Raw genomic sequence first — 19052 nt, 5'->3', positions numbered from 1 at the left:
GGTCGGGGTTCCAAACAAGAAGTGGGCAGATCTCATGGCCACCAACGGGCAGTGCTCCTGGCCGTCAGTGGGCACTTCCGTGGCCGCCTATGGGCAGTTTTTCATGGCCGCTAACACGAGTCCGGGGTCGCCCGCTGGCGGACGCCGGGTGCCCGTTTCCCGGACAGATACGCCCGGATCGTCTTGCGGTCATGGTGGGTGCGGCGGGCGATCTCGCTGATCGTCATGCCCTGCCGTTTGAGCGCGTGGATGTCCACGTCGTCCTCCTCTGAAAGCATGAGAAGAGGGCCTCCCTCGAGCTGGTGAGTGGTCAGAGACCACCAGCATCGAGGGAGGCCCGCCTCATGCAGCGGAGCGACCCGGAGTGAGGAACTTCAACAAGCAGAACTGGGGAATTTCAGTGAGCACCGTCAGAGCCTAGACGCAGGCACCGGTCCCCCCTCCCCTTGGATGAGACCAGAGGAAGAGTCACTATTGGCAAGAACCAGAGCGGTTCAGTTCAGGCGAATCAACATTTATAAGGAGCACGCAAGGCGTGCTCGTTGTATCTGGGCAGAATAAAAGCGGCAGGCACCCCCGTTCAGGGCGCCTGCCGCTCTCTCAGTCTATGGAGACGACATCCACATCGATCAGTATTAGCCGTTGACCCGCACGAAGGACGAACCGGCCAGGTCCGACAGTGGGTGCTTGATGGTGAGGTTCGCACCGTTCATGCCGCTGCTGATGACTTCGCCGTTGCCGACGTAGATGCCGATGTGGCCGGGGCGGATGACCAGGTCACCGGGGGCTGGCGTGGAGACGACAGTGCCGTACTGGTAGAACTGCGTCGGTCCCAGATCTCCTACGTCCTTGCCGATTGAACGCAGGGCCTGTTCGACGAGGATCGTGCAGTCCTGGATGGAGCCTAGCTGGCTGTAGGCCGAGGCGACCAGAGCTGCACCGACACCACCTGCTGCGGCGTCACTGACGGGCCCCGACTGCTGGATAGGGGCAATAGCAGACGAAGTCAAGGAGTAACCGGACTGAGCTGCTACGGGAGCAACGGCTGCTGCAGGGGCCGGGGCTGCCGGGATGATGTAGGAGACTTCGGTTGTCGGTGCTGCGGCGGGGCTCACGGCGGCCGGTGCCCACGTCAATGCAGCTGAAGCGCCCGTGAGGGTGATCTGCTGGCCCGGGTAGAGGACCGAGGCATAGGACAGACCGTTCTGCGCCAGGAGTGTGTTCAGGTTGACGTCATACAGGGCAGCGATACCGCCGAGGGTGTCACCTGCAACGACGGTGTGAACACCGGCTGCTGCAGCGGCGGGCGCCTGGATAGCGGTGCCGGCTGCTTCCTGGGTGTAGGTGCCAGCCTGGGCGGGAACTCCTACTGCGAGGACGATGCCGCCGGTCGCAGCAGCGATGATGGCCGGCTTGCCCAGCGCAACAGCGCCGGTCTTCGCGGAGAAGGACAGTCCTTCAAGGGCGATTGAGTGGTTGACGGTGGCGCGGTGGCGCGCAGAAATGACACGTGACATGCGTTGGTTGCCTCTCCCATGCCTGCGGGGTGAGCTGTCGGGTTCGGATGGGAGTTCACCCGGCCGCTTCAGTCCTAGGGACGGAAATGAAAGCGACTTAACCCCAAGGGCCACTGGTTGTGGCCCGTACATCTTGGGTCCCCCGTTCCTGCCATACGGATATGAGCGGACGTATCCCAGGCAGCGGCAGGACTCGGCATTCTGCTCGGGAGTGTTCCAGCTGGTGCTAAGAACACTGGATGAGAATACCCCCCGCTGGTATCAAATGTCACGCGGAGGTAACGAAGCGTGGGGTATGTCGGAGACGACACGCCGCACTGGGTAGGACAGTGCGTGGAAGCAGATTCGCCGTGGCCTGCGACACCTAGGGGGTTCCGGTGACCCGGTCATCCGGGGGCGCAAGGCGGTTCTTCCGAACGGAACAGGGGATGATTAACACGTGGAGAAGATCTCACTTCGCCCCTTGTTTAGATACCCCTGTGGGGTATATATTTTTACTGTTGAAAGGAACGACGTGATCACCGAAATTGAGGCTTCTGTTGAGTGGGGATACACCGCTGATAAGGACGCCTACCTCCGCAGGCTCAAGCGCATTGAGGGCCAGGTGCGCGGCATTGCCCGCATGGTCGATGAGGACAAGTACTGCATTGACATCCTCACCCAGGTCGCGGCCATCAATAAGGCCCTTCACGCGGTGAGCATCGGTCTGCTCGAAGAGCACATCGCGCACTGTGTCGTCGGAGCGGCCCATGAATCAACCGCGTCAGGGGATTCCGTCGCCGTCAACGCAAAGGTCAAGGAAGCGACCGACGCGATCAGCCGACTGCTTCGCTAATAGTCGATCACCAGGCTCGTGAGCAGCACTACAGCTTGTAGATCATAAAGTTCGTCTCACATCATGCTTCGTCCAGAGAGAGAAGATCCCATGCAAACGACCATCAACATCACCGGCATGACCTGCGGCCACTGCGTTTCGTCGGTCATGGAGGAACTCTCTGACGTGCCCGGGGTCGAAGAAGTCGATGTGCAGCTCAACGTGGGTGGGGTCTCTACAGCAGCAGTCACAGCCGACGTGGAACCTGAGCCGGGTGCGCTGCGAAAAGCCGTCGAGACCGCCGGGTACACCGTCGTCGGCACCTGAGTCCTCAACCACCACCGCCGATACGCAGAGTGGATGCCCCTATCGGTTAATTCGTAGGGCACCGGCTATTTCCGCTGTGTCAGCACCATAGCTCCGAGGAGCGCACCCACACGGGTCGGGTTATCGTCTCGCGCTCACCAGGAAACTTCACAGGATTACGGCTGGCGCAGCACTCATCAGCATCATCGCGCGACGTCATTCGCGGCAGCAGTTCACCAGCGCGATTAACCAGAGTCAGGGCAAGGAACTAGACGCATGAGTACCGACACGGGCGTGGGCACAACCGCCGGGCAAGTCATTGATCTCGATATTGAGGGCATGACCTGCGCATCCTGCGTAGGCCGGGTGGAACGTAAGCTCGGCAAGATTCAGGGCGTCCAGGCGTCAGTGAATCTTCCTCTCGAAACCGCAACCGTGGCGATGCCCGAGGGTGTGAGCGTCTCGCAGATCATCGATACCGTCAACGCCATCGGTTACAAAGCAACTTTGCGCAGCACCGGACAGTTAACTGCACCCGGAGCTACAGGCACCTCACCTGCCCCCGCCGCCGGGCATATCGATGTAACCGACGATGCGGGCGAGTCCGGCGACCGGACTGGTTCGGACGCGAAGGGACGCACGGCATCGGCATTGGGCGGGTTCGCCGAATCGAGGGAGACCGTCGACGCCGCGACCTCACGGGATAAGGCCAAAGCCTCAGCAGCGGAGCGGAAGTCCGCGTCCCTCAAGCGGCGACTCATCATCGCCGCGGTCTTCACCATCCCGGTGACGATCATCTCCATGTTGCCAGCAGCTCAGTTCCCACACTGGGGGTGGGCCGCGCTCATCCTTTCGTTGCCGGTTGTAACGTGGGCGGCCTGGCCGTTCCACCGGGCGGCTGCAATTAACGCCCGGCACCTCTCCTCCACCATGGACACCTTGGTGTCCATCGGTATCGCTGCAGCGTTCCTCTACTCCACCTGGCAGCTCATCGCTGATCCGATGCTCACCGCGCACACGGGCATGGGCATGGGCGCTCACAGCCTCTACTTCGAAGTGGCAGCCGTCGTCACGACCTTCCTGCTACTAGGCCGATTCCTCGAAGCCAACGCAAAGCAACGCGCCGGAAACGCACTGAAAGCCTTGCTGAACCTTGGCGCGAAGGAAGCGACCCTACTGCGCGACGGTGCGGAAGTGAAAGTTCCCACAGTATCTCTGATCCCAGGAGATGTGTTCGTCGTACGGCCAGGCGAAAAGGTAGCCACCGATGGCTTCGTCGTCGAGGGCCGCAGCGCGATCGATACCTCCCTTATCACCGGTGAATCTGTTCCCACCGAGATCGGTCCGGACGACACCGTGATCGGCGCGACGATGAACACCAGCGGACGCCTGCTGGTCAAAGCCACCAGGGTCGGCAGCGAAACAACCCTGGCGCAAATGGGACGCCTCGTCAGCGCCGCTCAAAGCGGCAAAGCGCCCATTGCCAGGCTCGCTGACCGCATCAGCGCGGTCTTCGTGCCCATCGTTCTACTTATCGCGGTGCTGACCTTTGTGCTGTGGATGGTCCTCACAGGGGACACGGCATCGGCGTTCACTGCGGCCGTTGCCGTCCTCGTGATCGCCTGCCCGTGTGCTCTGGGCCTAGCTACACCAGTCGGCCTGCTCACCGGGACCGGCCGGGGCGCGCAGCTGGGCATCCTTATCAAGGGACCCCAGGTTCTTGAGGACACGCGCACAGTGGATACGATCGTGCTCGACAAGACCGGAACGGTCACCACCGGCAACCTTTCCGTCACCGCCATCACCACCCTGGGATCGTTAAGTGAGGACGAGGTTCTGGCCGTCGCCGGAGCTGTGGAAGCAGCCAGCGAGCACCCGATCGCTGAAGCCATCGCCGCGGCGGCAGCCCGTCAGGGCCAACTAGACAGTGTTGCGAACTTCACCAGCGCTGCAGGTGGAGGTGTGACCGGCGCCGTCACCGGCCGCACTGTCGTGGCGGGCACCGCGACTTGGCTAGCTGAGAACAACATCACGATCACCGCCGATCACCGCGCTTCCCTGACCTCCCTGCAGCAAAAGGGAGCGACCGTGATCTGGGTCGCGGTCAACGGGACGCCCGAAGGACTGATCAGCCTCTTCGACACCGTCAAGGCCGGTTCAGTATCAGCCATCACCCGCTTCAAGGAGCTGGGCTTGACGCCTATGCTGCTCACGGGCGACAACCGTGCCGTGGCCGAAAAGGTTGCCGCCGAGGTAGGCATCGCCGCCGAGCATGTCATGGCCGAGGTGCTGCCTCACCAGAAAGTCGAGGCAGTAAAAAAGTTGCAGGACGCCGGAGCGACGGTGGCCATGGCAGGGGACGGCGTCAATGACGCAGCCGCCCTCGCACAGGCTGACCTGGGCATCGCGATGGGCTCCGGCACCGACGTGGCAATCGAGGCAGCTGACCTGACGGTCATGGGAAGCAGCCTGGAACAAGTCGCCCAGGCCATCGAGCTATCCCGCAAGACCCTGTCGACGATCAAGACCAACCTGTTCTGGGCGTTCTTCTACAATGCCGTTGGCATCCCTATCGCCGCCCTGGGCCTGCTCAACCCCATGCTGGCCGGCGCAGCCATGGCCGCCAGTTCTGTACTCGTCGTCGCAAACTCCCTACGCTTGCGCGCCTTTGGCGCCACTCACCACACCACGAGCAACACCACCCATGACACTGCGACAGACGCCGGGCCAAGCACCGCACCAGGTACCAGGGAGAGCACCGGTAGCGTCGAGTGATCGAGGCGCTGACTCGTCTCTCAGCGATGGTACGGACGGAAATCGGTGTGCTGCTAGTAAGTGCGCTGGGCGTATTTTGACTCGTCGTCGCCTTCCAACGCAGCTTCACCCTACTGGGTGACCCGGGGCCTCGCGGCGAAGTCAGTGGGTGCCGCCCATCTGCTGCTACCGCTGATCGGAAGGTGGGCGCTGACCCACGAGCTCCGGTTCGGGTCTCGGGCGCAAGCGATGGCTTACATCCTTGAACGTGAGAGCGGCTTACCTACCGATGACCTGCCGCGCTCGGCTGCCGGCCAGGTCGATCATAAGGCTACCGACGAACACTTCCACCAGGTCAAGGCCGCCGTGGAACAAACATCGGATGATTGGCGCACCCGGTACCGGCTCTCCCGCACCTATGACACGGCAGGAGACCGCAAGCGCGCCCGACAAGTACTCCCCCACGGCTGGAACACGTCACCACATCGATGCCCAGCAAGCCTTCTAGCTCCAACAGTCCTGTATCGGGTTAGGTATCAGCAGACAGTGCGGCCTCGAGGTCGCCGCCCCTTTATCGGTAACGGCAAAAGCGCCTAGCGGACGACGCTACCGGCGCAGGAAAAGATATACTATTCATTCAATTCCTCGCCCGCTTATGATACTTGGATCACTCACGGAGGGTCTGTCTCAGTAACGGTGTTTCTGAGACAGACCCTCCGCACACAGGAGCTGTTGCTCTACTTGGGTGCTCCCCGCACCCGATGGCGGCCCACTGGCGTCGTGCACCGTGGCGCAGGCTGCGCGGATCTCCAGTACGGTGCTGACCATCGAGGCTCGAACGATTCTAAGTTCCGCGATCAGCCGCTGCTTTGCACCTTCCTCATACCCTCCGTCCATCACCACGAGGACATCTGCGTTGCTCTTCACACAATCTTCAACGGGATGAACCACAGTACCGTTCCACAGTATTCGCTTCTTGAGGGTGAGTAGAAAGGTGGTAGCGGTTGTCGTGTTTACGGTGTGAATATTGGCTTTCGTGAGCTCCGGCTGTGGTTCCGGTGAGCGCCATCGGCTGGTAGCGCGGTTGGTGTGGTTGAGCACCGCGGTTGGTGTGGTTGAGCACCGCCTGTAAGGCTCCTTCCACCGTGTGAGGGACACATGGTGGAAGGAGTACCGGTAATGGTACGGAGAATTAAAGCGAAGCTGGTGTTGCAGCTGCGTAATCAGAGCCTGTCGCGAAGGGCAATTGAGTCAGCTCATGGGATATCTCGGCACAGTATTCAGGCGGTCCTCGATGCGGCGGAGTTGGCAGGTCTTGGTTGGGATGACGTCGCGGATATGTCGGAGGCCGAGGTGTATGCGGTGTTGTTTCCCGGACGCGGGGTCCGCGAGTCTGTGTTCGCGCAGCCGGATTGGGCTCGGGTGCATACCGAGCTGGCCCGGGTCGGGGTGACGTTGAAGCTGTTGCACCAGGAGTACGTCGACGCATCTTCTCGCGCAGGGCAGGCGGTGATGAGTTATGACCGGTTCTGCAGGCTCTACGGTGACTACGCTGCGGTCTCGGGGGCGACGTCGCGGGTCGGTCACAAGGCTGGGCGCAGTATCGAGGTCGACTGGTCCGGGCCGACGATGCAGCTGCTGGATCCGACCACGGGGGAGATCTCGAGGGTGTATTTGTTCGTCGCGTGTCTGCCGTTCAGCCGGTATGCGTTCGTGGAGGCGAGCTTGGATATGCGGCAGGAGTCGTGGTTGCGCGCCCACGTGGCGATGTTCGCGTTCTTCGGCGGCAGTGTCCCGCGTCTGGTGCCGGATAATTTGAAGACCGGGGTGATCTCCCACCCGCGTGAGGGAGAGGTCGTGCTCAACGATGCCTACCGGGAGATGGCCGCGCACTATTCGGCCGCGGTGTTACCGGGCCGGGTCCGGGCGCCGAGGGACAAAGCAAGCGTTGAGAACACGGTCTCCCATGTCGCGACCTGGGTCATCGCAGGGCTCAGGCACGAGCAGTTCACCTCGTTGGCGCAGGTGCGCACCCGGGTCTATGAGCAGATCGATGCCTATAACCGGCAGCCGTTCCAGAAACGGGACGGGTCCCGGCTGAGCGTGTTCACCACCGAGGAGCTGCCGGTGCTGCAACCATTGCCGGCGGTTTCGTTCGAGATCAGCACGTGGTCCTACCGGCGGAAGGTGAACAAGAACGCCCACGTGGTCTGGGCGAAGAACTTCTACTCCGTCCCCTTCACCCATATCGGCGCTCTGGTTGATCTGCGCATCACGGACACCATGCTGGAGGTCTATCGGAACGATGAGCGCCTGACCAGCCATCTGCTGCTGCCGGCGACCACGGTGAATCAGTATCAGACCAACGATGCGGACCTGCCCGAGGGGCGCGCCTTCCAGGCCTGGGACCGGACCCGAATCCAGGACTGGGCAGCCCGGATCGGTCCGGCCACGATGACGGTGATCGACAAGATCTTCGAGGCAGCCTCCATCGAGGAGACCGGCTACGACCCGGCGTTGGCGGTCCTGCGCCTGTCGCGCCGGTTCTCCCCGGCCCGGGTAGAGGCCGCCTGCGAGTTGGCGCTGCGCGGACCGATCCGGTCCCCGCGCTACGCCCACCTGCGACCGATCCTGGACACCGGGCAGGACAAGACCGGACACGTCCCCCAGGAACCTCCAGCCGATGACGGCGGCTACGTGCGCGGCGGCGCCTACTACGCCGGAGAGACCCGATGAGCCGGCTGGACGGGGAAACCAAACGCAAGCTCCGCGAGATGAACGCCGGCGAGCTGCTCGAGGCCATCGACACCCAGGACGAGACGCTCAGCATCGGCCTGCCGTTCGAAGAACGGGTGCGGTTGGTCGTCGATGACGCCTACTCCACCTTCATGCACTCCAAGGTCGCCGGGCTGATCCGGCGTGCCGGGCTGCGGTATCCGAACGCGGACCTGCGCCGCATCGACCTGCTCGACGAACGCAGCCTGAACCGGCAACTACTCACCCAGCTCGGGACCTGCTCCTTCGTGGACCGGCAGCAGAACGTCGTCTTCCAAGGATTCACCGGGTCGGGGAAGTCGTACCTGGGCTGCGCGATCGCCAAACGCGCCTGCGAGCACCGCATCCGCGCCCACTACATCCGCATGCCCGACCTCGAGGAAGCCTGGGTCGCCGCCCAAGACACCCCCGGCGGGGCCGGGAAGTTCCTACGCAAATACGCCGCCTTCACCCTGCTCGTCATCGACGAGTGGCTGCTGGACCGGCCCACGGAATCGATGCGGACCATGCTGCTCGAGCTGATGGAACGCCGCTACGGCGAAACCTCGACGGTGTTCTGCACCCAATACTCCCAAAAAGACTGGCACCAACGCCTCGGCTCCGGAGTCCACGCCGACGCGATCATGGACCGGATCATCCACAACACCATCTGGGTCGAAACCGGCACCTACAACATGAGAGAGCACACCGCCCTGGCCACCGCATAATCCGCGACGAGAGCGTCGGTGGTGCTCAGACACACCACCACCGGCGCTCTCTCGCACGACCGGTGGTGCTCAACCACACTATTGAGTGGTGCTCAAAGCCTCAAATACTCAGGTGAGCAGGCACTGGTTACTAAGCCGTCCTTGAAGTGGCAGGAACGGTCGATGGAAAGGATTGCTGATGGAGTGGATTTTCGCGGTGCTGGGCATCATCGTCATAGGGGTGGGACTCAGAGACGTCTTCCACACGCTGTTGCACCCGAGCGGTGAGGGGGAATTGACGAAGTGGTGCATGCGGACAAGCTGGCAGGTATCGAAGCGGATGGGTTCCAAAGCCGTAGCTGTGGCTGGCCCCTTGGGCATCGTGATCGTCATTTTGTTGTGGACAGTGTTGCAGGTGCTGGGGTGGACTCTAATTTACTACCCGCACATCCCACAGGGATTCGTCTATGCTGACGGCGTTGACCCTTCTCGGTATCCCGATTTCATCGAAGCGATTTACGTTTCGATGGTTGCGCTTTCGACGCTTGGCTTTGGTGATGTCATTGCGGTCGATCCGTGGATACGGGCATTCTCTCCCGTGGAGGCACTGGCGGGCTTCGCCCTACTGACAGCGGCGGTGTCATGGTTCATGCAGCTCTATCCCGCTCTTGCGCGCCGACGTGCCATAGGGATCCACCTGACCATCCTCCGAGGCGCAAACTATGTTCAGGACTTCAGCCAGTTCAGTCCTGATACGGCCAGTCGTGTATTGGAGAACGTCACGAACGACCTCGTTCAGGTCAGGGTAGACCTTACACAGACGGGCGAGTCCTACTACTTCCGCGAATCAACCGCCACAACATCGCTTGCTGCGTCACTTTCCTACGCAGTTGCACTCAGCGAACAAGCGCAGGCACACCCCGATGCCGGAGTGCGGGCGTCCGGTGTAGCCCTCCAGAAGGCCCTGCAGGACCTGAGTAACCTGATGGCCGAGACTTTTGGGCTTACGGGGTCATCGGTCGAAGATAAGTTCCGGTCCTATGCCTCAGACCACGGGTACGACTACGAGTCGTGATGGACATGGTGATAGCCTCCAACCTCAAAGCAGAGCAGCCTGCGCCTCCGCCAGCGGAAGCACAAATTGCCCTGCTGCACACCCTCTGATCACTGTGTGAGTTGACACAGGGATCTCGGGCTGCGGGCCAGAAGGCACTCCCGAACGGTATCGCACCGCACGAACACTGGAACCACTGGCCGCAGACAATCAATCAGGTATCGCACAGCCACTGGACGGCTAACGGGGATCCAACGCAGCCGATCTCCGCAGCAGCTCACTCGGGTGGATATCAAGTTTCTTTGGTCTTGGTGGAGGCTGCAAGCTTGCTCTGGACACAAGCGAAGGGTTCTCTCCTGGCGTTCATTTCTGTCTGCGTAGTGGGGGTATCAGCGGGCGAGTGGGCCTTGTAACCATGGCCATAAAAGACCGGCGGACAGTCCGAGGGCAAGGACAGCCATGCCAGCAATCGCGGCGGTGGAAGCCGCCCCCCCTCGGGTGGAGGAGGCTCGGGCGGAGGAGGCTTGATCGGACGCTGCGCGGGTCTTGGGTGTTGCGGGACTGCGTGCAAAAGCCGGGGCGATCCAGCGAAGATAGTAGAAGAGGCTAACCACGGTGTTCAGGGCGGCCAGAACGACAAGCCAGGGGAGCCCTCCGTCCCATCCTGCCGTGAATGTCGTTAGTTTCCCCACGAAAACGGCAGTAGGAGGGGTTCCGACCAGGCTCAGGAGACTAATCAGCAACGCGCCGGCAAGCCATGGCGCTGTGCGGATCAGTCCCCGGTAGTCCTCCACCTCGTATCTGCCGGTGGCTGCGATGACGGCGAAAGCTCCCACGTTCGACACAGCGTAGGCAGCCAGATAGAACAACAATGACGGTAGTGCCAGTGTGCTGTGACCGGCGACGGCAACCGGTACTAGAAGGTAGCCGGCCTGACTGACGGTCGACCAGCCGAGGAGCCGGCGTACATCCGTCTGGAAGTAGGCCGCGAAGTTCCCGAGTGTCATGCTCGCCACAGACAGGAGCCCGATCAACAACGGCCAGTCCACGGTGTCCGGAATGGAGCTCAGAAGCCGGTACGCTGCGATGATTGCTCCTACCTTGGGAACCGTGGTGAGGAACGTAGCAGCAGTAATTCCTGCTCCCTGGGCGGCGTCCGGTATCCAGAAATGACCCGGAACAGCCCCAGCTTTGAAAGCCAATCCGGCTAGGACCCCGACCAGGCCGACGGCGGTAGCCGCAGCAGGAGCTCCGGTAAGTTCGGTGTTCAACGCGTCATAGGTGCTCCCGCCCGCCAACGCATATAGGACAGCAACTCCCAGCATCAGGGCGATGCCGAAGAAAGCGCCGAGCAGGTAGGTTTTGAGAGCTGCTTCCGCCGCGTGCGGTGAGCGGCCCATTCCGATTAGGGCGTAAAGCGGAATGCTGGCCAGCAGGTACCCCACAGCGAGGACCAGCAGGTCACTCGTTCCGGACATGACCATCGCACCGAGCGCTGAGAGCAGTATCAGCGAGTAGGTTTCGCTCTCCCGCGATGTCCCCGTAAGTTCTTTTCCACCCAAGGCAATCACTAGAAGTGTCGCTACACAGATGATCGCCCGAGCAACACCTGTTGCCGTATCCACTGCGAACGTCCCCGCGAACACCGTTTCGGGTTTGCCCAGTGTTCCCGCCACCGCGAAACCTGCACCCACGGTCACTGCCAGAGCTGCAATCAGTCTGCTGATCCACTGCTTGTTCCGGGGTGAGAAGGAGCCAGCCAGCAGAGCAGTGACAGCACCGGTGAGGACGACGATTTCCGGCGCTAGGACGGAAAAGTCCATGTCCATACTCATGCCGTCCATAGGGTTATCGTCCAACCAGGACGACGACTGCGGCGGAGGCAGGTTCGATCAGGTCAAGGAGTACCCGTGGAGCGACACCGATCAGTATCGACAAGCACAACAGTGTACCGATGGACAGTAACTCGGTTGTACGCAGGTCGGAGACCTGAGCGGACTGTCCTCGCACCTCTCCGGTAAGGAGACGCTGAACGGCCAGAAGGAACAACGCAGCGGTGATCAGGATCCCGGGGAGGGCTACGGCTACCCACGGAACAGTACCGATAGATCCCGCGAAGATCTGGAACTCGGCGATAAAACCGCTGAATCCGGGCAGCCCGAGGGACGCAAAGGCTCCAACGGCAAACAGGAGTGCGAACCTCGGTGCCGGACGGGCCAGCCCCCCGTAGGAGTCCATGTCGTAGGTGCCAGCCCGGTCCTTGAGCACACCCGCGAGAAGGAACAGTGCAGCGGTGATCAGACCGTGACTGACCATCTGGGTGAGAGCCCCGGTCACGGCGACTTCCCGCGCTGCCGCGTCACTTCCTCCTGCCACCCCAGCTGCACCGACAGCAAGCACGACGTAGCCCATATGGTTGACCGAGGTGTAGGCGATCATCCGTTTCAAGTCGGTCTGGGCCAGCGCGACCAGCGCCCCGTACAGCACCGAGATGACGCCGACGACGATGATCACCCATGCCCAGTCTCGCCATGCGGCTGGGAGCATTGGCATTGCGATGCGCACGAACCCGTAGGTGCCCATTTTCAGGAGGATCCCGGCAAGGACCGCAGACCCGATCGCCGGTGCGTCCGTATGTGCAGGCGGCAGCCACGTGTGAAAGGGAAAGGTGGGGGTCTTGATGGCCAGCCCCAGGAGGACTGCGCCGAGGATCACTGCTCCTGCTACGGGACTTTCATTCAATGGAGCCAATCGGGCGAGCTCGACCATGTCGAAGGTCCGCGGCTCGGAGTACAGATACAGCCCGATGAAACCCAGCAGCAGGGCCAATGACCCCAGGAACGTGTACAGGAAGAATTTCAACGCAGACCGGGCCGCGTTGCCGTGACCCCACCCTGCGATGACGAAGTACATTCCCACAATCGACAAATCGAAAAACAGAAAGAACAAAATAAGGTCCTGTGCCGCGAAGACACCCAGGCATGAGGTCTGCAGGAATAGGAACAGGGCCGCCTGTGCGCGGGGACGGTTCTGTTCCCTCAACGCGTAAATAGAACAAGCAAGGAACACAACGACAGTCAATGCCAGCAACGGTAAGGACAGGCCATCGGCGCCGATGTGATAGCTGCTGCCCACCGACGGAATCCACGTGACCTGCTCCTCGAACGCCAACCCACCATCCGGAGGCTGCTCGTATGCCGCCCACATACCAGCTACAAGAGCGGTATCAGCGGCGGCGACCACCACCCAGACCCATCGGGCTGCCCTGTCCTTGATCCCGGGAAACACAGCCAGTACGAGGGCGGCAGCAAGGGGCAGGAAAATGACGAGACTGAGCACGGTCACCTCACAAGGAGTAGGACGACGAGTGCCGCTGCGAGAACTACAGCGGCCTGGGCATAGTAGTGGTGAACCTGGCCTGTTTGTGGGCGACGGGCCAGCGCACCGAGCCTGCGTGCGCCCCGGCCGGTGGCCTCTACCGCTGCATCAACGCCCTTGGCGTCTGCCCGTGCTCCTGTAGCGGCCAGGGACAGTCCACCGCGGGATATGGCACCAACAGTGCCATCAATGCGTTCGTCATCGAAACGTGCTGCACCGCGGGCGGTACCGGCGACATATGCTGCGCCGGACCACACACCACGATCCACCACCCGATCATCGAAACGAGCCAGGGCGCCGGCGAGGGCCAGCACAGGACGAACGGTAAGCGCGTGTGCCGCCCGCTCGAGGCCAAGCCACCCTGCTGCCCACGAGGGCTCTCTCACGCCGAAGCGGGCGATCAGGGCGAGAACAACGATGGCCAGGACCGCCGAAAGCGCCAGTTCCCACCACTGCGCGGTAGGCGAGTCCTGGTCACCGAGGGCAATGCGCAGGACCTTACCGACCGGGGGTAGAGCGAGCACGCCGAGCGTCGCGGCACCCCCGGCGAGGATGATTAAAGGAACCCGTTCCCACACCCCGATGTGCCGGGTGCCGTGTTCCTCGGTGTCATAACCGGAAGCGGTCGTTGTAACGGGCCGGCGCCACACGATGATCAGGGCCTTACCTGCATAGGCTGCCGACAGCAGGGATGCGGCCAAACCCACCATGTAAAGGGCAGGGGATTCCTCTAGGGCTGCTGCAAGAACCTCGTCCTTGGTCGCCCACAGCGAGAGTGGAGCAACCCCTGCAAGGCTTAGCGTCCCAACAGTGAAAGCTACCCCGATCAGCGGCCACTGTCGTCCCGCCCCCCGCAGAGCCGCGAGTTTCTTGGTCCCCAACGCGGACAGCCAAGCCCCGGCGACAAGGAACAGCAGGGCTTTCGTCGCGGCATGAGATATCAGGTGTGCGGTCCCCCCCGCTGTCGCGCCGAGCCCGGCGCCGAGCACCACGAAGCCGAGCTGCGCAGCCGTCGACGCGGCCAACAGCTGCTTGAGGTCCTTCTGCGCCACAGCGACCGCCCCCAGTGCCATGGCCGTCAGGGCCCCGACCCAGGCAGCTGTACTCGCGGCCCATCCTGTGACTTCCAGCAGTGGCGCCAAGCGCAGCAGCAAATACCCACCCATCGCCACCATCGCCGCCGAGTGCAGGAGCGCGCTGACCGGGCTCGGCCCTTCCATGGCGCGGGAGAGCCAGAAGCTAAACGGTAATTGCGCGGCCTTACCCAATGCCGCCACGAGAATCCCAGCCGCGATGATGTGCCGCCACCCCTCCGGGGCGCTGGCCAGGTCCGTCAGGGACAGGCCAGTGCCTGCAGCCAGGGCCGCACCGGCAGCAGCATACAAACCCAGGTCAGCGCCGCGGGTGGTCAGGAAAGCGGTCAGACCGGCCGAAACCCGGTCACTGTCCTGCCACTGAAACCCGATCAGGGCATAAGACATTGCGCCCATCAGTTCCCAGGAGAACAACAGGGCCGGCAGCGTTGTCGCCGTGACAGTCACAATCACGGACGCAACGAAGATGAGCATCAAACCGTTGAACCTTGCCCGCGGCGCCACCTCAGGTGTGATGTCTTTCGCTGCAGCAAACACCAGTACCAGCAGAGCAACCACCGCAACCGAGGGAAGAACGACCGCCGAGAGGGAGTCCACGGCCAAGCCGAAACCGGCACCCTGAATGAAAGGCACAGTTATCCCGGGGCGAACCACAGCAACGACAGCAGTGAGCACGGTGACAACCACAGCGACACCCAGCGATACGGGAACCGCAGCCCTGGACAGGCGGTTTCCGCCCAGACACAGTACTGTTCCGGCGACCGCAGGCAGCCCGATTACGATCCAGAGGAGCGCGCTCATCCGGACAGGTCCGTTGCAGTGTCGGTCATATCCGATTCCCGTGAACGGTGAAGCAAGGTAGCGACAGCGAAGCCCATCGCCATTTCCACGGTCATCGCGGCGATTACCACCAGTAACAGCACCTGCCCATCTGGGGCAGGTGCGAGGAACCACCACAAACCCGCAACCGCGAGGATGACCCCGTTAAGCATCAGTTCCAGGCCCATCATCACCATCACGACGACTTGTTGGGATAACGCACCGTACAACCCCACACAGAACAGGGCCGCAGACACAACCAACACCGCATCAAGTGTCATAACTGGCCGTCCTTTTGCTCAGGCCCGCGTGGCGGCGAGATGCGCAAGTCATCACCAAAACGGTCGTACCGCCCCCGTGGACTGGCCAGCACCAAGGCGGCGACGAGCGTGGCGAACAGCACCGGGCTCACCGTGAGCATCACCAGCATCTTCGAACCCATGATGGCCTCCCCAAGAGACTGGGTCAGATCCGTCGCCGGTACCCCCCGCCGTGCTGGCCAGGGCACCAACAAGGCACCACCAGCCAGGACAACGAACGCCCCACCCGCCAAAACCATCGAGCCGCGCTTGCTATGAACCATGCTCATCGGCATCAAGGCCGGATTCATTCCCATGAACATGATCATAAAAATTGCCATGATGGCCATCTCCATCACCATCATTAGGATTGTGATCACGCCGATGTACTCGAGATCGAACAACAGCAACATCACCCCGACCGAGACGAAAGACAAAGCCAGGGCGTACGTGGCCCGCGCCATGGAATCCACCCGGAACACTGCAACACCCGCAGCGACCGCGACAACAGCCAGGAACCAAAAGAACCCCCCGAGAACGACACTCACCGCCCCACCACCACCAGACTGACGAAAAGAACCTGGAGGAGCACCACGGGCAGGAAGACCATCCAGGCCGCTTCAACCAACCGGTCCGGTCGTACGACAGCAAACACCCGACGTGCCCCGACGAACACAAGCAGCACGACCAACGTCTTCATCAACGTCCACACCCACGGCGGAGCAAAAGGCCCAGACCCGCCACCCAAGAACAACGCCACAGCCAACCCGGCACCGGCACTTAGTAGCGCATACCGCCCAGCCAGCAGCAGTAACCGGTCAACCCCGGACAGCTCCACCAACACTCCTCCGCCGATGTCCCGGCCCAATGCCGAGCTGAAAGGGCCCCACACCGAAAAGGCAATCACCCCTGCGCAGAAAACCAGGAATGCCACCGGCATCCACACCACAAACCACAGCCCCTCCTGGGCCGTCACGATGTCTCCTACGCGCAAGCTACCCGCAGCAACCACGGGCGCCGTTAAGGCAAACATCAAGGGCAACTCATAGGACAGGGCCTGCCCGAGGAACCGGTACCCGCCCACGAGGGAAAACGCACTATTGGCCCCCCAACCCGCCATCCACACCAGTGCCCACACCATCACGTCCATGGCGTTGAACCACACCACGCCCACCGAAAGGTCAGCTACCACCCATGACCCAAGCGGAACCACTGCTACCTTCAACAACGCCACGACCAGCAGACCCGATACCCCAACACGCCACAACAACGAATCCGCGGCCACGACAGACCGACGCCTCTGACGCAACAACCGAGCCACTTCCCACACCGGGCTAGCCACACCAGAACGAACAGGCCGACGCTCCAGGCGAGCAACAAACACCCCATCAAGCGCCGCCGCGAAAAAAGCCACACACCCGAGGAGTACAGCTGCTACAACCGGTCCCAGCAGGCCTACCTGCACAACCCCGTCAGGCATCCACTCCTCCCACCCTTGCAGCGACAACAGTGTCCAAGCCCAAAGATGCGATGATCAGGCGAGCAGCAAACAGGTCAAGGCCAACGATCATGCCCGGCACCTGCTGCAGGCGTGCACTCTCCTCGTGTGCGGTGTGCCACAGGGCAGGTTTCCCGAAGGGAGTGTCAGCCTCGAGCACCCAACGAGCACGGCCGACCAGGACATCCAAGCGTTCCAGAATTTCCGGTAAGTCCTTGAAGGACCACCGGAATGTCTTTGAACGGCTGATCCCCCGCCCCAAAGCGTTCAACTCTGACACGGCATCCTCTAAAGGCATCCCTCCCAACAGCCCATCACGGACACGGGAGCACCTTAAGGCAAACCGATCCCACCCCATCAACGCCAACAGGCTTACCACCTGATCGCAGTAACGCACGGACAATAGACGAGCTCTATCTCCCCCTGCTTCCGGCAAGCTGCCCGACCTTTCCCCCACACCCGGAGCGTTGACCGTCGGTGAACCAGTCATCAGATCCACCGACGCTTCCGTGATGACATCGCCCTGTAAAGCACAACGAACCACAAGCCCAGCAGGCCAATAACGCAGCACAGGACCCAACGAAACATGTAACACATCAAGATCAAGACCATCACGGTCCGCCCCCGCCTCAGCTAAACCAATACCACCAGGCATCGGCATGTCCATCTGGCTGTGGTCCATCCCGCTGTGGTCCACCTCACCGTCGTCGGCGCCGGGCGCCGTCTCCCCGTGGGCCATCTGGGCATGGTCCATCCCGCCATCATCGGCACCAGGGTTGGCCGAATTATCGGAACTGGACGATTGTGCGGCTACCGCGGGGGAAACTTTGGCCGCAGTACGGGTGAACGCCTCCTTCTGTTGGGCTGAACAGTTGACGAGCGCTTTCCTTGCTTGGTCAAGTACGTCAACCACCTCAGTTGGGTCATGAACCTTCACTCGAACTCGCGGCCCGGGAAATTGATCCCACACCCGGTCCAGCACTTCGCTCAAGTCGTCTGAGGGAGTACCGCAGGTCAACAAAATGTCCGAGTCGGCGGGCGAGCTCGATTCAATCCAGCCCCGTCGAAGAAGCTCACGCTCCGTAAAGATTCGGGTGTGACTCCATCCGGGAACTTCGACGAGGAGTACGTGAGGTCGTCGTGCAGCCGTCTCGGACAAAGCCTTTGTCAGGTCCACCGGAGGGCTCCTTCTCGCCAAGCCCATACGACTCCTGCCATCAGGACACCCAGAAAAATGAACATCTCGGCCACAGCTTCGAATCCGGAGGCCATGACGATGACAGCCCAGGGATACATGAACAGCATTTCGACGTCGAAGGCGAGGAAGAGCATGGTCAGCGGGTAATACCGAGCGTGGTATCGAGACAGTGCGTGTTCGCTGGGTGTCCAACCTGACAGGAACGGCGCGCTTTCGATCGGAACAGCGGAAACAGCAGTAGATCGAGATGTGACGTACAGCCCACCAACAACGGCTAAAGCAACCAGAAGCATGACGATCACGTTGAGATAGGCAGACACATTGACCTCCTAGGGGCAAGTTTCGAGAACCACCGTCGCACTCGTTTCAACCGTCATACGTCGGTAGGTCATCTGCAAACCGACAGCCTTTCGCTGCGCAGAAAGTGAAGCGTTGGTCAGGTTCCGACGGGGCCGGGGCGCCAGACGGCCACCGGCAGATCACGCAACTCAGGACGCTACCCCTCGGGACGCTACCCGTCACTCCTTCGTTCGTACGCAAACGTGGGGAGAAAACGAGATTACCCCATGGGGGTATAATTCGTCAGTGTGTACGTTATAAGTCAGACGTAGACAATGAAACTGAGAGTAGAGCTTGCCTGACAACGGACCGAGGAAGGGGCCAATGAATCACCTGCTCCTTCCTCAGAGTCCACGACTTGCCGGGTCCCGCCTCGCAATCGGATGGGCGCTGCGCTTGCTGGCCCTCCTGGCCGGGGTTCTAGCCATGCACCTCTGGGTGGGACCGGGGCCCGCCACTCTTAGCGTCCCCGCTTACACCACCGCCTCACCTGCCTCCGCTGTCTCACCCGTGTCATCGGT

General features: G+C 61.7%; 17 protein-coding genes and 1 riboswitch. Of the genes, 6 read left to right on the top strand and 11 right to left on the bottom strand.

The annotated features are described in order from the left end of the window. Positions 1-110 precede the first annotated feature (110 nt). Both E8P82_RS14110 and E8P82_RS14105 read right to left on the bottom strand, forming a co-directional pair. A complete protein-coding gene (locus tag E8P82_RS14110) occupies positions 111-278 on the bottom strand; it encodes a helix-turn-helix domain-containing protein (RefSeq protein WP_246021436.1) in 168 nt (55 codons plus the stop codon). Positions 279-635: 357 nt separating this feature from the next. Beyond that, positions 636-1517 carry a LysM peptidoglycan-binding domain-containing protein gene (locus E8P82_RS14105; protein ID WP_136455687.1) on the bottom strand — a complete coding sequence of 294 codons (882 nt, stop codon included), beginning with the start codon at positions 1515-1517 and terminating at the stop codon, positions 636-638. 4 nt (positions 1518-1521) lie between these two features. Further along, positions 1522-1695, bottom strand: a riboswitch (cyclic di-AMP (ydaO/yuaA leader). 336 nt (positions 1696-2031) lie between these two features. Between E8P82_RS14105 and E8P82_RS14100 the strand changes: the two genes are divergently transcribed. The 3 genes from E8P82_RS14100 to E8P82_RS14090 all read left to right on the top strand — a co-directional run bounded on the left by E8P82_RS14100 (position 2032) and on the right by E8P82_RS14090 (position 5412). Next, positions 2032-2352 (top strand): metal-sensitive transcriptional regulator, encoded by a 321-nt coding sequence (locus E8P82_RS14100; protein ID WP_281275812.1) that lies wholly within the window; start codon positions 2032-2034, stop codon positions 2350-2352. 90 nt (positions 2353-2442) lie between these two features. Next, the gene (locus E8P82_RS14095; RefSeq protein ID WP_136455686.1) at positions 2443-2658 is read left to right on the top strand and encodes a heavy-metal-associated domain-containing protein; all 216 of its coding nucleotides are present in this window, start codon (positions 2443-2445) and stop codon (positions 2656-2658) included. 255 nt (positions 2659-2913) lie between these two features. After that, positions 2914-5412, top strand: coding sequence for a heavy metal translocating P-type ATPase (locus tag E8P82_RS14090; protein WP_136455685.1), 2499 nt, complete (start codon positions 2914-2916; stop codon positions 5410-5412). Between the two features lie 666 nt (positions 5413-6078). Here E8P82_RS14090 and E8P82_RS14080 read toward each other — a convergent pair. Beyond that, entirely contained in the window at positions 6079-6492 is a 414-nt protein-coding gene (locus E8P82_RS14080; RefSeq protein ID WP_136455684.1) for a hypothetical protein, read from the bottom strand. A gap of 78 nt (positions 6493-6570) precedes the next feature. Between E8P82_RS14080 and istA the strand changes: the two genes are divergently transcribed. The 3 genes from istA to E8P82_RS14065 all read left to right on the top strand — a co-directional run bounded on the left by istA (position 6571) and on the right by E8P82_RS14065 (position 9927). Next, positions 6571-8127: an IS21 family transposase gene (istA, locus tag E8P82_RS14075; RefSeq protein WP_136455683.1), complete on the top strand. Its 1557-nt coding sequence runs from the start codon at positions 6571-6573 to the stop codon at positions 8125-8127. Further along, on the top strand, positions 8124-8873 hold the full coding sequence (locus E8P82_RS14070; protein WP_136455682.1) for an ATP-binding protein: 750 nt from the start codon (positions 8124-8126) through the stop codon (positions 8871-8873). The genes istA and E8P82_RS14070 overlap by 4 nt, the downstream gene beginning before the upstream one ends. A 178-nt stretch (positions 8874-9051) precedes the next feature. Then, positions 9052-9927 (top strand): potassium channel family protein, encoded by an 876-nt coding sequence (locus E8P82_RS14065; protein WP_136455681.1) that lies wholly within the window; start codon positions 9052-9054, stop codon positions 9925-9927. 368 nt (positions 9928-10295) lie between these two features. On the opposite strand, the gene E8P82_RS14060 is transcribed toward E8P82_RS14065, so the two are convergent. Genes E8P82_RS14060 through E8P82_RS14025 form a run of 8 tightly spaced genes read right to left on the bottom strand, consistent with a single transcriptional unit; the run spans position 10296 to position 18512 of the window. Further along, positions 10296-11741, bottom strand: a complete 1446-nt coding sequence (locus tag E8P82_RS14060) for an NADH-quinone oxidoreductase subunit N (RefSeq protein ID WP_246021434.1) — start codon at positions 11739-11741, stop codon at positions 10296-10298. A gap of 13 nt (positions 11742-11754) precedes the next feature. After that, entirely contained in the window at positions 11755-13251 is a 1497-nt protein-coding gene (locus tag E8P82_RS14055) for a complex I subunit 4 family protein (RefSeq protein ID WP_246021432.1), read from the bottom strand. Further along, a complete protein-coding gene (locus E8P82_RS14050) occupies positions 13248-15179 on the bottom strand; it encodes a proton-conducting transporter transmembrane domain-containing protein (RefSeq protein WP_136455680.1) in 1932 nt (643 codons plus the stop codon). The genes E8P82_RS14055 and E8P82_RS14050 overlap by 4 nt, the downstream gene beginning before the upstream one ends. Next, positions 15176-15478, bottom strand: a complete 303-nt coding sequence (gene nuoK, locus E8P82_RS14045; RefSeq protein ID WP_136455679.1) for an NADH-quinone oxidoreductase subunit NuoK — start codon at positions 15476-15478, stop codon at positions 15176-15178. Before nuoK ends, E8P82_RS14050 begins: the two co-directional genes overlap by 4 nt. Beyond that, positions 15475-16044: an NADH-quinone oxidoreductase subunit J gene (locus E8P82_RS14040; RefSeq protein ID WP_246021430.1), complete on the bottom strand. Its 570-nt coding sequence runs from the start codon at positions 16042-16044 to the stop codon at positions 15475-15477. The genes nuoK and E8P82_RS14040 overlap by 4 nt, the downstream gene beginning before the upstream one ends. Beyond that, entirely contained in the window at positions 16041-16976 is a 936-nt protein-coding gene (locus tag E8P82_RS14035; protein WP_136455678.1) for a complex I subunit 1 family protein, read from the bottom strand. The genes E8P82_RS14040 and E8P82_RS14035 overlap by 4 nt, the downstream gene beginning before the upstream one ends. Continuing rightward, complete coding sequence (locus E8P82_RS14030; RefSeq protein WP_136455677.1) at positions 16969-18171, bottom strand: hypothetical protein; 1203 nt, start codon at positions 18169-18171, stop codon at positions 16969-16971. The genes E8P82_RS14035 and E8P82_RS14030 overlap by 8 nt, the downstream gene beginning before the upstream one ends. Next, positions 18162-18512 carry an NADH-quinone oxidoreductase subunit A gene (locus E8P82_RS14025; protein ID WP_246021424.1) on the bottom strand — a complete coding sequence of 117 codons (351 nt, stop codon included), beginning with the start codon at positions 18510-18512 and terminating at the stop codon, positions 18162-18164. Before E8P82_RS14025 ends, E8P82_RS14030 begins: the two co-directional genes overlap by 10 nt. Positions 18513-19052: the final 540 nt, after the last annotated feature.

Source organism: Arthrobacter echini, assembly GCF_004803505.1.
Classification (GTDB): domain Bacteria; phylum Actinomycetota; class Actinomycetes; order Actinomycetales; family Micrococcaceae; genus Arthrobacter_D; species Arthrobacter_D echini.
The sequence above is the reverse complement of the archived record's forward strand: the minus strand, read 5'-3'. Positions and strand labels throughout refer to the sequence as shown.

Excerpts from the sequence above, each read along its gene's own strand:
- E8P82_RS14110 (WP_246021436.1), bottom strand. The coding sequence starts at position 278 with ATGCTTTCAGAGGAGGACGACGTGGACATCCACGCGCTCAAACGGCAG.
- E8P82_RS14060 (WP_246021434.1), bottom strand. The coding sequence starts at position 11,741 with ATGAGTATGGACATGGACTTTTCCGTCCTAGCGCCGGAAATCGTCGTC.
- E8P82_RS14050 (WP_136455680.1), bottom strand. The coding sequence starts at position 15,179 with ATGAGCGCGCTCCTCTGGATCGTAATCGGGCTGCCTGCGGTCGCCGGA.
- nuoK (WP_136455679.1), bottom strand. The coding sequence starts at position 15,478 with ATGACACTTGATGCGGTGTTGGTTGTGTCTGCGGCCCTGTTCTGTGTG.
- E8P82_RS14035 (WP_136455678.1), bottom strand. The coding sequence starts at position 16,976 with ATGCCTGACGGGGTTGTGCAGGTAGGCCTGCTGGGACCGGTTGTAGCA.
- E8P82_RS14095 (WP_136455686.1), top strand. The coding sequence starts at position 2,443 with ATGCAAACGACCATCAACATCACCGGCATGACCTGCGGCCACTGCGTT.
- E8P82_RS14105 (WP_136455687.1), bottom strand. The coding sequence starts at position 1,517 with ATGTCACGTGTCATTTCTGCGCGCCACCGCGCCACCGTCAACCACTCA.
- E8P82_RS14065 (WP_136455681.1), top strand. The coding sequence starts at position 9,052 with ATGGAGTGGATTTTCGCGGTGCTGGGCATCATCGTCATAGGGGTGGGA.
- E8P82_RS14070 (WP_136455682.1), top strand. The coding sequence starts at position 8,124 with ATGAGCCGGCTGGACGGGGAAACCAAACGCAAGCTCCGCGAGATGAAC.
- istA (WP_136455683.1), top strand. The coding sequence starts at position 6,571 with ATGGTACGGAGAATTAAAGCGAAGCTGGTGTTGCAGCTGCGTAATCAG.
- E8P82_RS14090 (WP_136455685.1), top strand. The coding sequence starts at position 2,914 with ATGAGTACCGACACGGGCGTGGGCACAACCGCCGGGCAAGTCATTGAT.